At 54.5% G+C, this 13,317-nt stretch carries 13 protein-coding genes; 6 read left to right on the forward strand and 7 right to left on the reverse strand.

Going from position 1 to position 13,317, the window contains the following annotated elements; all coding sequences use genetic code 11:
* Nucleotides 1–24: 24 nt before the first annotated feature.
* Genes trmD through rpsP form a run of 3 tightly spaced genes read right to left on the reverse strand, consistent with a single transcriptional unit; the run spans nucleotide 25 to nucleotide 1,596 of the window.
* Nucleotides 25–774 carry a tRNA (guanosine(37)-N1)-methyltransferase TrmD gene (gene trmD, locus G461_RS0109520; protein ID WP_026957668.1) on the reverse strand — a complete coding sequence of 250 codons (750 nt, stop codon included), beginning with the start codon at nucleotides 772–774 and terminating at the stop codon, nucleotides 25–27.
* A gap of 27 nt (nucleotides 775–801) precedes the next feature.
* Nucleotides 802–1,332 carry a ribosome maturation factor RimM gene (gene rimM, locus G461_RS0109525; protein WP_026957669.1) on the reverse strand — a complete coding sequence of 177 codons (531 nt, stop codon included), beginning with the start codon at nucleotides 1,330–1,332 and terminating at the stop codon, nucleotides 802–804.
* A gap of 24 nt (nucleotides 1,333–1,356) precedes the next feature.
* A complete protein-coding gene (rpsP, locus tag G461_RS0109530) occupies nucleotides 1,357–1,596 on the reverse strand; it encodes a 30S ribosomal protein S16 (protein ID WP_026957670.1) in 240 nt (79 codons plus the stop codon).
* A gap of 387 nt (nucleotides 1,597–1,983) precedes the next feature.
* Here rpsP and G461_RS0109535 point away from each other — a divergent pair, with 387 nt between their 5' ends.
* Nucleotides 1,984–2,814 carry a family 16 glycosylhydrolase gene (locus tag G461_RS0109535; protein WP_157360271.1) on the forward strand — a complete coding sequence of 277 codons (831 nt, stop codon included), beginning with the start codon at nucleotides 1,984–1,986 and terminating at the stop codon, nucleotides 2,812–2,814.
* Nucleotides 2,815–2,826: 12 nt separating this feature from the next.
* Here the strand turns inward: G461_RS0109535 and G461_RS0109540 are convergent, their stop codons facing one another.
* Nucleotides 2,827–3,357 (reverse strand): retropepsin-like aspartic protease family protein, encoded by a 531-nt coding sequence (locus tag G461_RS0109540; protein WP_026971672.1) that lies wholly within the window; start codon nucleotides 3,355–3,357, stop codon nucleotides 2,827–2,829.
* Between the two features lie 168 nt (nucleotides 3,358–3,525).
* Here G461_RS0109540 and G461_RS0109545 point away from each other — a divergent pair, with 168 nt between their 5' ends.
* Together G461_RS0109545 and G461_RS0109550 are read left to right on the forward strand one after the other, a co-directional pair.
* Nucleotides 3,526–4,716 carry a sugar ABC transporter substrate-binding protein gene (locus G461_RS0109545; RefSeq protein WP_026971673.1) on the forward strand — a complete coding sequence of 397 codons (1,191 nt, stop codon included), beginning with the start codon at nucleotides 3,526–3,528 and terminating at the stop codon, nucleotides 4,714–4,716.
* Nucleotides 4,713–6,620: a sensor histidine kinase gene (locus tag G461_RS0109550; RefSeq protein ID WP_157360272.1), complete on the forward strand. Its 1,908-nt coding sequence runs from the start codon at nucleotides 4,713–4,715 to the stop codon at nucleotides 6,618–6,620. Before G461_RS0109545 ends, G461_RS0109550 begins: the two co-directional genes overlap by 4 nt.
* Here G461_RS0109550 and tyrA read toward each other — a convergent pair.
* Together tyrA and G461_RS0109560 are read right to left on the reverse strand one after the other, a co-directional pair.
* Nucleotides 6,617–7,741 (reverse strand): bifunctional chorismate mutase/prephenate dehydrogenase, encoded by a 1,125-nt coding sequence (tyrA, locus tag G461_RS0109555; protein WP_026971675.1) that lies wholly within the window; start codon nucleotides 7,739–7,741, stop codon nucleotides 6,617–6,619. The genes G461_RS0109550 and tyrA overlap by 4 nt on opposite strands.
* A gap of 9 nt (nucleotides 7,742–7,750) precedes the next feature.
* A complete protein-coding gene (locus tag G461_RS0109560; RefSeq protein WP_026971676.1) occupies nucleotides 7,751–8,824 on the reverse strand; it encodes a 3-deoxy-7-phosphoheptulonate synthase in 1,074 nt (357 codons plus the stop codon).
* A gap of 311 nt (nucleotides 8,825–9,135) precedes the next feature.
* On the opposite strand from G461_RS0109560, the gene G461_RS0109565 reads away from it, so the two are divergent.
* From G461_RS0109565 to G461_RS0109575, 3 genes are all read left to right on the forward strand, one after another.
* Nucleotides 9,136–10,374, forward strand: a complete 1,239-nt coding sequence (locus tag G461_RS0109565) for a threonine/serine exporter family protein (RefSeq protein ID WP_026971677.1) — start codon at nucleotides 9,136–9,138, stop codon at nucleotides 10,372–10,374.
* Nucleotides 10,375–10,509: 135 nt separating this feature from the next.
* On the forward strand, nucleotides 10,510–11,058 hold the full coding sequence (locus G461_RS25495) for a hypothetical protein (protein ID WP_051333484.1): 549 nt from the start codon (nucleotides 10,510–10,512) through the stop codon (nucleotides 11,056–11,058).
* Nucleotides 11,048–12,619 (forward strand): GMC family oxidoreductase, encoded by a 1,572-nt coding sequence (locus G461_RS0109575; RefSeq protein ID WP_026971678.1) that lies wholly within the window; start codon nucleotides 11,048–11,050, stop codon nucleotides 12,617–12,619. Before G461_RS25495 ends, G461_RS0109575 begins: the two co-directional genes overlap by 11 nt.
* Here G461_RS0109575 and G461_RS0109580 read toward each other — a convergent pair.
* Nucleotides 12,616–13,290, reverse strand: coding sequence for a TIGR01621 family pseudouridine synthase (locus G461_RS0109580; protein WP_026971679.1), 675 nt, complete (start codon nucleotides 13,288–13,290; stop codon nucleotides 12,616–12,618). The genes G461_RS0109575 and G461_RS0109580 overlap by 4 nt on opposite strands.
* Nucleotides 13,291–13,317: the final 27 nt, after the last annotated feature.

Genomic DNA, 13,317 nt, shown 5'->3' on the forward strand with positions numbered 1-13,317 from the left:
TTCCTAGAATTAACTGAAACTAATTTAATTATCCAAGAGCTGTTGCTCTTGAACGAACTCAGCAAGAAGTTTTTCTTGCTCGTCAGTCAGAGCTAGATCTTCTAATAACTCTGGTCTTCTCAAGTAAGTACGACCCAAGCTTTGCTTGTGCCGCCACTGACGGATCTTCGCGTGGTTGCCACTCAGCAATACCGAAGGTACTGCTTCCCCATCCAGAACTTCTGGGCGGGTATAGTGCGGACAATCCAACAACCCGTCGGTAAAGGAGTCCTGCTCAGCAGAGGCTTGATCGCCCAGTACACCCGGCACCAGCCGTGATACTGCGTCAATCAAGGTCATCGCTGGTAGCTCACCGCCACTTAATACGTAATCGCCCATCGACCATTCTTCATCGACTTCCGCCTGAATAATGCGTTCGTCAATGCCTTCATAGCGACCAGCAACCAGAATCAACTTTTGGTTTGCCGACAGTTCTTTTACCCCGTCTTGCTTTAGCGGGCGACCTTGCGGTGACATGTAAATCACCTTAACCCCTTCGCCAGCTGCGGCCTTGGCTGCGTGGATGGCATCGCGCAAAGGCTGCACCATCATGAGCATTCCCGGGCCACCGCCGTATGGGCGATCGTCCACTGTCCGATGTCTATCGTGAGTGAAATCACGGGGATTCCAGCACTCGATATGTAGCAAGCCGTTTTTCACTGCTCGCCCGGTCACACCGAACTCGCTGACTGCCTTGATCATCTCGGGGAATAGCGTGACTACGCCAACCCACAACTTAGGAGAGTTCTCAGCCATGGGAGCTTAAAAATCCGCTTCCCAGTCAACGGTAATTACTTGAGTCTCGACATCGATGTTATCAATAGTCTGTGACTCTACGAACGGGATTAACCGTTCCTTTTTGCCAAAGGCATCTTTCAAATTGGCCTTCACAACCAGTACGTCATTGGAGCCGGTTTCCATTAAATCGGTCACCACACCCATGTCGTAGCCCTTGAGGTTAACTACCTTCATGCCCATCAGGTCACGCCAGTAGAACTCATCTTCGGCAAGCTCAGGCAGGCTATCGGCATTAACTGCGATATCCATACCGGTAAGCGCCTGGGACTCTTCTCGAACATCGAAGCCCTCGAGCTTAACAATGTACGATTTGTTGTGACGCCGCCATTCTGACACTTTCACCGCAGTGAACTTCTCAGAACGACCTACCAACCAAGGTTGGTAATCAAACAGTGCTTCAGCATCTTGAGTGAAGGAGTTCACTTTCAGCCACCCCTTGATCCCGTATACGGCACCTAGGCGACCAACAATGACGGGCTTTTCGCTTTCGCTCATCCTAACTCCACTCAACTGACTGAATTAAGCTGCGTCTTTGATCAGCTTAGCTACACGGTTAGAAATAGCAGCGCCTTCACCAACCCAGTGGTTAATGCGGTCCATTTCCAAACGGATGCGCTCTTCTTGACCCTGAGCGATTGGGTTGAAGAAGCCTAGCTTCTCGATAAAACGACCGTCACGTGAGTTACGGCTGTCGGTCACTACTACGTGGTAGAAAGGACGCTTTTTAGCGCCGCCGCGTTGCAAACGAATGGTAACCATATCGTCCTCATTTAGTTAAAAAAGTTATGGTCCACAAAATGGACCCCCGCTAATTGAAGCCGCAAGATTGTACTCTTTTCAAGGTTAAATGCAAGAAATAGCCACCCTCTGCTGTGTTTATTTTCGCCACGCTACATCAGCGATTTTCGGGCCCTTTCTCCGCCGGCGAATTTTGCGCTCAATCCCTATTGCGGCAGCCTTTTGTGAAACTACGGCAAGCGCTTGTCAAAGAAACCTTTTTTGTTCGCGAAACGGTTCCCAATCTAGAGTGAAGGCTCTACCTGAGTCTCGCTAGTTGTGGCATTGCTAAACACCTCGTTTCCCCGAACACGTTTTATTGAGAATACTATGACAAGCTTTAAATCCCCCCTTGCCTGCATACCATTAATGGGCCTAGTTGCCTGCGCGAATGTCGCTAATGACAGCTCCGCTGAAGGCCAAGCCAACCAAGATACCCGCGCGCAGGCGATCACCAGTAATGCTCAGCGCAATCAGACCAGTGCTCAACTCTACGGCGCCGAGCTGTACAGCCAGGATAAAGTCCACTTTGGTCGCTTTGATATCCGTATGAAGCTGGTCAATCAGCCAGGGGTAGTTTCCTCTTTCTTTACCTACGACAACGAGTCTTGGCAGGGCGAAGGCCGTCCTTGGCGCGAGATCGACTTTGAAGCCATCGGCAAGCAGCAGGGCCAACTACAAACCAACTTGATTACCGGCACCGCGGCCAAACGTATTCACTCAGAGCACAATGCTGAGATCGTCGACTTGGAGCAGTTCCATGACTACACCCTGATCTGGACGCCCGATGAGATCACCTGGATGGTCAATGGCGAAGTGATCCGCCAAGACTTGGCCGAAGACTCCCAGCAAGTGGTCGATATGCGCTCCGAGCCGCAAAGCTACCGCGCTAACGTGTGGGTATCGGAAGTAATTGAATGGGTCGGCCGCTTCGATGAGAGCCAACTACCGATGTATCAGGTGATCGACTCGATTAGCTACGCGGAGTACATCGATGGCGAATTTGTCCCCGCCTGGCGCGATGATTTCGACCGCTTTGATGACAAGCGCTGGGGCAAAGGTGATTGGGGCTTTGATAGCAATATCGCCTTGTTCTCTCCAGACAACTTACAGGTTATCGATGGCAAGGTGGTGTTGGCGTTGACACTTGGAGAAGCAGCTATCAAACCAGATACTCTGGCAGATGTGCTGGAAGATTAACCTTCGCGGTAGTTAATACTGGCGTAAGGTCAACACCCCATCGCGCTGAATCAACTCAAGATGCTTCAGCGCGTTCATCCCAAGCAAGATCTCTTCACCTTGATAGCCGGGATTGATATGCGCCGATAGGTCGCGCCAGCGCAGCGGACCGATATCCAGCTGACTGATGCGCGTTTGCCGAACGGTGACGCGGCCGTTTGCGGTGTTAACTGGCACCCTGGCACCATCCGGGAGCTCCAGGCGCTCTGCCACTGAGCTGGGAATGGAGATCTCGGTTGCGCCGGTATCCACCAGCATCACCACCGGATGGCCGTTGATCTGCGCTTGAGTCAGATAGTGGCCTTGGCGATTGCGTTTCAGTTGCACCTCAGGCACACCGTTCACGACTTGGCCCTGCAGCTGTTGGTTCGGGTTGTAGAGGCGCTCAATGCGGTCACTGAAGAAACTGTAGAATAGCGCTAACAGCAGTAACCAGGCGACCACATACATCCAGCGACCGGTTCGTCGGCTGTTATCGGTTTCGGGGTCGGTAAAATCATCCATAGCGGCTCCTGCTACTTCTCTCGCCTAACAACTTATCATAATAGAACGCTTTCCCCGGCAGATTTGCTCTTTGACAGTAAGCAAAATCCAGCTCGCAAACCAACGTTTCCCCGCAAATGACCTCATCATTCATGGTCTACACTAGCTAAAAACTTACCGATTCCCGCTATGAGATACGGCCTGTTCGTCACCTTGTTTGCTAGTCTCTTTACGGCCAGCAGTATCGCTGCTGAGTTGTCCTTTTTCTATTACCGCGAGCAAGGCAAGCAGGTCTTCCAAACCCTACTCGAGCAGTTCTCACAAGAAACTGGCCATCAGGTCGCCCTTCATCAAGTACTTTCCTCCGACCTTCAGCCAGCGCTAGTCAAAGCTGCGTTGTCAGGGCAGACCGTCGATGTGGTGTTTGCTCCGTCAGATGCGATCAGCATTGCCAATATCATCCACTTGTCAGCAGTGCCCGATGCAATGATCTCCGAGCATGTTCCCCCAGAGCAACTCGCCACCACCTTAAACCAAGGGGTGGTACGGGGGATCCCGATTCTTCAGGGCAATCACTTAATGCTGTTCTACAACAAGGCGCTGGTCTCGCAACCTGCGCAGACCTGGCAAGCGCTGCGTGCCCAACAGCCCGCCTTAGCCAAGCAAGGCATGCGCACCATCGGCTGGCCCTACCCCGACATGTATTGGTTTGCTGGCTTCGTTCATAGCTTCGGCGGTCGCATGACCCAAGGCCAGTCGCTGACTCTGGATAGCCCCGCCATGCAACAAGCACTGCGCTTCTATCGCGACTTGTCGGATAGCGGCTTGATTGATGCCAACTGCGACTATGCCTGCGGACTACAAGCTCTTATTGACGGCGAGGTGGCCTACGCCATCAATGGAGAATGGGCACTGGCCGAACTGCAACAGCAACTGGGCACGCAACTGGGCGTAACCAAAATCCCGGCAATTGGTGACCAGCATTTTGTGCCGTTTTCCTCATCCTTGGTGCTGATGTTTCCCAATGACGCCTTGAACGGCCCAAATGGTGAGGCCTTAGCAGCGCTCAGTCAGTTTTTTCAGCGCTACGACACCCAGCTCAAGATCTATCAACAGACCCGATTCCTGCCGGTCCACCAGCAACTGTTTAGTGAGCTGACCGAACAGGAGGCGAACAACCCCGTGCTGCAAGGCAGCCTGCTGCAACTGGCTGATGCAATTCCGATGTCCGCTGAGTCGGTGCAAAACAGTGCCTGGACCGGTATGCGCAAAGGCTTTGAGCTTTACATTCAAGGGCTGATAGATGAGCAGCAAGCTAGCCAGTTTATGCAGCAATATGCCGAGCGGGATCACCGCCAGCAACGGGAAAACACACCTTGAGAATCAAGCAATTACGCAGTGTTTTATGGCTCAGTCTGTTGCTCATCGCGTTAGCGCCTACGCTAACCATCGGTGCCTACCTGCTCAAGCAAATCTCCGAGCTGGATCAGCAAAACGTCAGCCATGCTATTTACCTCAAAACCGAGGATATCACCCGGCAACTAACCCAACGCTTGCAGCAAAGCGCCCGCGAAGCGCTGTCGCTATCCCAAGTATCTGATATTCAGATGACCCCTAACTCGGCTATTTTCAGCTACCAAGCCAACCTGTTACTCAGCGAACTGGTACAGCACAATCCTTGGGTGAGCGCCGCCTATATTGTGAATCTTAAAGGACAGGTCATGGAGGGCGCGCCGCTGTTTTCCCAACTCGTCGATCTGGAGGACTACCATCACCTCCTTACTTGGGATTCTGGCAGCAACGCCTCACCACCGGCTTTAGTCACCGAGATTTACAACGATGAACGCTTCCATCGGCGTGGCGAGCCGCCGCGTGGTGACAACCATCATGGGCTCGTGTTCGCGCAACCACTGCTGCAGCAAAGCTTTAACTCAGCCTCTGGCTACCGGGTCACCGGCGCTATTTTGGTGTTTATTCCTTTTGCCTATCTGTGGCACGACACCGGTATAGCGCTAGAGCAAAGCCAGCGCATCTCCCTAAGCCAAGATGGGAGTGAGCTATTTGCATCAGCACATCTATCACCTTCACAGCCACAGCTTAAGACAACCATCACCGCTGGATGGCTGTCTTTATCCCCCCCTATAGACGTTACGCTAAGTTCAGATACCCGATCCATTTGGCAACTCCTGTTGGAGCGCCGAGCCAACGTTGTACTGGTGGTAGGCCTAAACACCGCACTGGTGATTGCACTGGCGCTGTTTTTAACCCGACACATTCAGCAGCCGCTGACCAGCCTGACTCAGGTGGTCGGGCGCTTCTCGATGGGTGATTATCTGTATAAGCCTCCGCCTCTACGTTATGGCGAATTCGAGCAGGTATCTGAGCTACTCAGCTCCATGGCAAACAAGGTGATGGTTGACCAAGAGCTACTTGAGCAGCGGGTCAAACAGCGCACCCTTGAGCTGCAAAACGCCAACTCCGAGCTGGAAGCCACCTTGAAAGAGCTTGAAGATACCCAACAGCAGTTGGTCGAGAAAGAGAAACTGGCCGCCTTGGGCGGGCTGGTATCGGGTGTTGCCCATGAGCTCAATACGCCGTTGGGCGTGGGCATCTCGGCGTCTTCGCAAATCGCCGACAACGCGTCACAAGTGTTGACTCAACTGGAACAAGGCCAGCTCTCCAAGCACACGTTAATCAACACCATGGAGCAAAACCAACAAGCAGCCCAGTTGATGGAAAGCAGTATGAAGCGCGCCGCCGCTCTGGTTAAAAGCTTTAAGGCAATCGCGGGCGCTGACATCGATAGCACTCAACAGTCCTTCCCGCTGCTAAGCTGGTGCCAACAACGGCTAGAAATGGAGTTAACCACCCGCAATCAAGCCCTCCCAGCGCTGCGCTTTGCCGGGGACAACCCCACGATCCGTTTTAACGCCAGTGCGCTGGAGCAGATCCTACATAGTTTGCTTGAAAACTCGCTACAGCACGGTTTTACCGACCAAGTCGCACCTGAAATTGCCATCAAGGTGACCAAAGGTACTGAAGAGGTATTCCTGGAGTATCGCGACAATGGTCAGGGGGTAGATGAAGAAGAGTTAACCCTAATCTTCAACCCATTCTTCACCACTCGTCGCGGCGAGGGCAACATTGGTTTGGGGCTCAATCAGGTATTCAATTTGGTAAGCCTGCACCTACATGGAGAGGTCAGCGCGTTTCAGGTAAAACCGCAGGGATTGGGGATAAAGATACGCCTGGCCACAGAGCCAGGCGTCAATGGCAACAGCTAGCCTTGGCGGTTATCGTTAGCCTGCTGTAGCAAGCTGCGACTCTCTGCCAAGAAGGTTTGCGAGTACTCGCCGAACCAGTCGCTCACCTCAGCAAAGTTATTGATAAAGCCCTCGCGGTCGCCGGCTTTAATCAGCTCCACCAGTTGGCCAAAGTGCTGGTAGTAGCGCTCAATCATCCCCACGCTGTCGTTAGATGCCATGATAATGTCGGCATACAGCTCGGCATTTTGCGCGAACAAGCGCCCAACCATCGCTAGCTCCAAGCGGTAGATTGGCGAACTAAGGTCCAGTAACAGTTTCAAGTCAGCATCCAGCTCGGCCAAGTGACGGCCATAAGCGAACGAGGTGAAGTGGCGCAGCGATTGAATAAGCGTCATCGCCTCATCGTGCTTCTCAGCGCTAACCGGGAAGATCCGTGCTCCCCAGATGGCCATCTGTTGCAGTAGCCACTGGTAGTGCTGCTCGCCACGGCCATTCACGTAAACGACCGCCTGCTTTGCCAAACTCGGCACATCGGGACCAAACATCGGGTGCAAGCCAACCACCGGCCCTTTATGGGTATCGAGCATCGCTTTCAGTGGACGTGCTTTAACGCTGGTCAAATCACATAGCACGCAGTTTTCTGGCAGTGTGCTTAGCTGGCGAATGATCTGCTCAGTGGTCTTGATTGGTACCGAGACCACCACCAAACCAGCGCCAGCGAAGAACTCATCGGCGCGCTCCCAGTCGTTACGTCCCATTACCTTCACGTTGTAGCCGGAAAGCTGGAACATATTGACGAACACCTTACCCAGCGCGCCATGGCCACCGATCACCACTACGTCACCCAGATCGGGATTGATGGTTTTGAAGCCGGCGTCTTTTTCACTGGTATACGACTCTCGCATCACCCGGCGCAGCACATCTTCGATAAGCTGAGGCGGTACGCCCTTGCTTTCCGCTTCGCCGCGGCGCTTGGCCAGCATAGCGGCCTCACGACTTGGGTCATAGATCGGCAAACCGTGCTCGGTTTTCACTTCACCGACCTTATGCACCAGGTTGATACGCTGCTGCAGCAGCGAGAGTAGCTGCTGATCGACCGAATCAATCTGGTCACGCAGCTGGTTGAGAGCCTCTACCATGTGTAGTCCTTAATCCTTAAAGCGCTGACGCAGAGCCTGAGCCAGATCCTGATTGGCTTTATCCAACACCTTGGCAGTGCTTTCCCAATCGATACAGGCATCGGTTACCGACACGCCGTAGGCCAGCTCGTGCTTAGGCAGTGAGCTTGGCTGGTTGCCTGCCTTGAGGTTACTTTCGAGCATGATGCCGATAATTGACTGGTTACCTTCCTGGATCTGGTGAATCACATTCTCTGCAACCAACGGCTGTAGTTCGTGGTTTTTGCTTGAGTTTGCGTGGCTACAGTCTACCACCAAACTGGCAGGTAGATTGGCATCCTGCATGGCTTTTTCTGCCAGTGCCACATTTACCGAATCGTAGTTTGGCTGTTTGCCGCCGCGCAGAATCACGTGGCAGTCCGGGTTGCCGGCGGTTTGCATGATGGCCACCTGGCCTTGCGGGCTCATACCAATAAAGCGGTGTGGTGAAGAGGCCGACTGCATACCGTTAATCGCGGTGCTGAGGCTGCCATCGGTACCGTTTTTAAAGCCCACCGGCATCGACAGGCCACTGGCCAGTTCGCGGTGAGTCTGCGACTCGGTAGTACGGGCACCAATCGCCGCCCAAGAGATCAGCTCAGAGATGTACTGCGGGCTCATCGGGTCGAGCGCTTCGGTGGCGGTTGGCAGGCCGAGCTCAGCAATCCAGGTCAGCAGTTCACGGGCTTGGTGCAGACCTTCTTCCACGTCAAAGCTGTTATCCATATGCGGGTCGTTAATCAGGCCTTTCCAGCCTACCGTGGTACGTGGCTTTTCAAAGTAAACACGCATCACAATGAACAGAGTATCTTGGTACTTGTCGTGTAGCACTTTAAGCTTTTTGGCGTACTCTTTGGCTTGCTCAACATCGTGCACTGAACACGGGCCGGTGATCACCAGCAGGCGCGGGTCTTTATGATGGCAGATATTGGCGATGGTCTTGCGCGAGCGGCGCACGAACTCCAGCGCGTTATCACTGGCTGGAAGTTTCTCCCGAAGTTGCTCGGGGGTAATCAGAATCTGTTGAGACTCAATATGAATATTGTTGACGCGATCTTGTTGCATTGACAGCTAACTCCTTCTTGGCTTGCACGGTGGCCTTGCTATTTTGGTTGTGTGGCCACGAATAAAAACGATACCAAGGCAACAGCCATTTGCAATCTTCGGCGCAAAAAACCGCCAGCAACAGTGTAAAAACCGACTTTTCGGACAAAATCAGCCTTAAAGCAGTGTTTTTTCCTATTTTTGTCAGACAAATGAGACCTCGCTTATTGTCATACATGAAGTGAAAATCCGACTATTTTTTGCTTCTTTCCCGGCCTGACTGTCTCTATAATCGCGCCACCTTAATCACCTTGCTAAAAAAGCCATTAACAATGAGTTCGGTAAACTTCGATATAAAACGTCGCTTTGTTATCCGGCTAGGGAAGGCACTACATCAACTGGGCACACCGGCAGCACGCTTGGAATCGCTGCTAACTCGCGTGGCCCGCACCCTGCATATCGACGGCACCTTTTTGGTCCAGCCGACCAACCTGACCTTCGTGATGTGGGAGCCCTCGGACGATCCCGAGCATATGCCGCTGGAAATGGCCCATATTGCGCGCACCCAACCGGGCGATATCAACCTAGGCGCACTGGCAAGGGTGAACCGCTTGGTTGACCGGGTACTCAGCGGTGAAACCAGCCCCAGCCAAGCGCTGTTAAAACTGCGCGAGATTGAAGCCGACAATAGTCCATATCCCGAGTGGCTGATGGCGCTGGCGTTTTGTATCAGTGGTGGCGCCTTTGCCATGCTGATCTCCAGCAACTGGCAAACCACCATCGGCTCCACCATTCTCAGCCTGATCAGTTACGCACTGGTGCATGGTGCGGCGCGCTCGCAACGTATCGCCAAGGCGCTTGAGCCAGCCTCCGCGATGTTTTGTGCAATCGGCGCGATGGCGATGACTCGCTTTATGCCAGAGCTAAACGTGTCGGTAGCGGTACTCTCGGCCATCATCATCTTTATCCCCGGGCTGTCGATTACCCTCGCCCTCAAGGAAGTCTCCGCCCGTGAACTACTCTCAGGCACCGCCCGATTAGTGGACGCCTTTATGGTGATGTTTAAGCTCTACTTCGGCACGGTACTGGGCATGGCCATTGGCGCCAAGCTATGGGGCAAGGCCGTCTTCCCGGAAGAGACCTTCTTATCGGCGCAACTGATCGCATTGGCCGCATTAGTACTATCGCTATCACTGGTGGTGGTATTTAAGGTGAGGGTGCGCGACGCACTGTGGTGCGTCATGTCGGGGGTGCTCGCCTATGTCAGCAGCATCGCCGCCAGCGAGGTACTCGGCGATGGTTTGGGCCCGTTTGTCGGCGCATTGCTAGTTGGACTGTACGGCAATCTGTATGCCCGCGTGATGAAGGCCCCCGCCTCGGTGGTGCTGCTTCCCGGCATCGTATTGCTGGTTCCCGGCAGTAAAACCTATATCAGCCTGAACAGTATGATCATGGGTGAGTCGATCATCAATCAGCCGGATCTGGGCTCGCAAACCTTTCTGATCTTTATGTCGTTGGTCGCCGGTCTGGTATTTGCCGATGTGCTGGTTGAGCCGCGCAACGACCTGTAACAGTTCGCTTTACCCTTTCTCTACCAACTCGCTGCAACAGCTTGCGTCAGCGCAAGTTTTTGCAGCGTCGATTGGCGACACTAGCCACTCTGCGACACACTGAAGCAAACAGGTTGGACCAGGGACGCTTCAACAATGTCACAACGCTTCACTCGCCGTCAGTTCTTGCTAGCCAGCTTGGCTGGCGCAGGCGGGCTGCTGGGCTGGTATCTGAGCCGCCCGCAGGATTTACCCCAGCAACGGGTCAAGGCTCGGCATCTCAGCGCAACGCAGCTGGAGGTGCTGGCAATGATGGCCCCCAGCCTTCTCTACCCGATAAGGCCCGACGCCCAGCAGCTGCACAGTCTGCTGCAAGCCATCGACCAAGCCTACGGCTATCTGCCCGCTAGCACCCAGCAAGAGCTCTCTCAGCTACTCAATTTGCTGCATCGCCGAGGAAGCTTTTTACTGCTTAGCGCCGGGGTGAGCGATCTCTCCAAGTTCTCGATTAAACAGCGCATACAGCTACTCAACTACTGGCGCTTCCACAGCCTGGCGCTGCTCAACCAAGCCTATCAAGGGCTCCATGAGCTGGTCATGGCCTCGTGGTATGGCAACCCTGCCAACTGGCCTGCCCTCGACTACCAACTGCCCGAGCCCTTCAAAAGCTTCGCCCTCGAGAGGAGTACGCCACATGCTGGATGACCCCATTGCCAAGGGCTTGGCAGCAGGCTGGCAACATTACTCTCCCGAGTCGCTGCCAGAGCGTTGGCCCGAGTTCGATGTGGTGATTATTGGCTCCGGCGCGGGTGGGGGGATCAGCGCTAAGATCCTCAGCGAAGCAGGACTATCGGTGCTGATTATCGAGTCGGGGCGGTTTCGCTCCAGCCGCGATTTTAACCTGCAAGAAGCGCAGGCCTATCCCGACCTCTACCAAGAGGCGGCCTCCCGCAAAACCAAAGACAAGGGGATCGGCATTTTGCAGGGGCATTGTGTCGGCGGCTCTACCACGGTGAACTGGACCACCTCGATCCGCACGCCCAACGCCACCTTGCAGCACTGGCAAGATCAGCATGGCTTAAGCGCGCTTAGCGAGCAGCACTTGCAGCCCTACTTTGAAGAGGCCGAGCAGCTACTCAACATCAGCCCTTGGCAGGTACCGCCGAACGCCAATAACCGCGCCCTGCAGCAAGGCTGTGAGCAGCTTGGCTGGTCCCATCAAGTTATCTCGCGCAACGTCAAAGGCTGCTGGGACTTGGGCTACTGCGGTATGGGCTGCCCGACCAATGCCAAGCAGTCGATGCTAACCACATGTATTCCGCAGGCGCTGGAGCACAGTGCCTGGCTGCTGTCGGGCTATCAAGTGTGGACGCTGGAACATAAGCAAGGGCGAGTGACCGGGCTGACCCTGAAGCCCACCCTTGCCAGCACCAGCAACAATGCGCCTTCGTTCTCGCTGTCGGCAAAGCATGTGGTAATGGCGGCCGGCAGTATCAATGGTCCGGCCTTGATGCTGCGCTCCAAGCTGCCCGATCCCCACCAGCTGATTGGCAAGCGCACCTTCTTACACCCGGTGCTCATCAGCGGCGCGTTGATGCCTTTTAAGGTGGAGGGGCACAAAGGCGCGCCCCAGTCGGTCTATTCCGATCAGCACCTGTGGCCGCGCCAAGGTTTGGGCTACAAGCTGGAGGTACCGCCACTGCATCCTATCTTGGTGGCAACCAAGTTATGTGGCTTCGGCAAGCTGCATCAACAGTTGATGCAGCAGTTTAATCGCCTTCAGGTGTGTCTGGCGCTGCTGCGCGACGGCTTTGATGCGCACAGCCAAGGCGGGCAGGTAGAGCTGCGCGACGATGGCAGTGCTCTGCTTGATTATCCGTTTAACGATTACTTTTGGGATGGGGCAAGGCGGGCACTGCTGAGTATGGCCGAGCTGCAGTTTGCTGCCGGTGCCGAGGCGGTCTATCCGTTGCATGAGCAGGCCGGATTGTGCTTTAGCTGGCCCGAGGCAAAGACCTTGATTGAGACGCTGCCGATGGAGGCCTTGCAAACCAAGGTGGTATCGGCCCATGTGATGGGCGGGTGCCCCATGGGCGGCGATACCCAGCGCTCTTTGGTGGATGACCTCGGTCGTTATCGCCACTTGGAAAACCTGTCAGTAATCGACGGCTCGATACTGCCCACCAGCTTAGGTGCGAACCCTCAGCTCACTATTTATGCGCTGGCGCTGCGTGCATCGAAGGCGCTCGCCCAGCAGCTTAGCTAGCCTTTGAGCTTAGGAAAGCTGACCTGCCACGGCTCACTCAGAGCCGTCAACTGCTCGCTTAAGCCTTCACACTCGAAGAGCTCGGCGGCACTCGCTAGTTGGATCTGCTCACCCCGCCAATCAAAGTCTAAGGCATAGGCATGCAGGCAGCCACGCAGGTAGTCCTCACCGCTATAACGCTTATCACCTAAGATCGGCGCGCCGACACTTTTCATGGCGACCCGCAGCTGATGAGTTCGACCGGTGTGGGGCTTGAGTAAAAACAGCCGGCGCTGCGGCGCAAGCGAGTAGCTAAAGAACTGGGTAATCGCCGGGTTATCCTGACTGCGCGCCAACAGCCAACTGCCGTTGCGGCCTTTTTGCATATCGCCCTTGACCAAGCCCTGCTTCTTTTTTGGTTTGGCCGAAGCCAGCGCCAGATAGTACTTGTTAATAAGTCCTTGGGAGAACAGTTCCTGAAAGTGCGCGGCGGCCGCTTTGTTGGTGGCCAAAATCAGCAAGCCAGAAGTGAGCTTGTCGAGGCGATGCACTGGCCACAGTTCGCACTCAAACTGCTGGCGCGCCCGTTCAACCACACCCAGCTCGCCATCCTCGCTGTGAAAATTCAGTCCACTTGGCTTGGAAATCACGATAAAATCACGGTGCTCTAACACCCTGGTCAAACTATTCATAACGCCTCTCACTTGAACGGGTCGCAG

It is taken from the genome of Aliagarivorans marinus DSM 23064 (genome assembly GCF_000429485.1).
In the GTDB taxonomy this organism is placed as follows: domain Bacteria; phylum Pseudomonadota; class Gammaproteobacteria; order Enterobacterales; family Celerinatantimonadaceae; genus Aliagarivorans; species Aliagarivorans marinus.

Bases quoted from the DNA above. Each gene is read 5' to 3' on its own strand.
- rimM (WP_026957669.1), bottom strand. From the start codon at position 1,332: ATGAGCGAAAGCGAAAAGCCCGTCATTGTTGGTCGCCTAGGTGCCGTA.
- rpsP (WP_026957670.1), bottom strand. From the start codon at position 1,596: ATGGTTACCATTCGTTTGCAACGCGGCGGCGCTAAAAAGCGTCCTTTC.
- G461_RS0109535 (WP_157360271.1), top strand. From the start codon at position 1,984: ATGGGCCTAGTTGCCTGCGCGAATGTCGCTAATGACAGCTCCGCTGAA.
- G461_RS0109540 (WP_026971672.1), bottom strand. From the start codon at position 3,357: ATGGATGATTTTACCGACCCCGAAACCGATAACAGCCGACGAACCGGT.
- G461_RS0109545 (WP_026971673.1), top strand. From the start codon at position 3,526: ATGAGATACGGCCTGTTCGTCACCTTGTTTGCTAGTCTCTTTACGGCC.
- tyrA (WP_026971675.1), bottom strand. From the start codon at position 7,741: ATGGTAGAGGCTCTCAACCAGCTGCGTGACCAGATTGATTCGGTCGAT.
- G461_RS0109560 (WP_026971676.1), bottom strand. From the start codon at position 8,824: ATGCAACAAGATCGCGTCAACAATATTCATATTGAGTCTCAACAGATT.
- G461_RS0109565 (WP_026971677.1), top strand. From the start codon at position 9,136: ATGAGTTCGGTAAACTTCGATATAAAACGTCGCTTTGTTATCCGGCTA.
- G461_RS25495 (WP_051333484.1), top strand. From the start codon at position 10,510: ATGTCACAACGCTTCACTCGCCGTCAGTTCTTGCTAGCCAGCTTGGCT.
- G461_RS0109575 (WP_026971678.1), top strand. From the start codon at position 11,048: ATGCTGGATGACCCCATTGCCAAGGGCTTGGCAGCAGGCTGGCAACAT.
- G461_RS0109580 (WP_026971679.1), bottom strand. From the start codon at position 13,290: ATGAATAGTTTGACCAGGGTGTTAGAGCACCGTGATTTTATCGTGATT.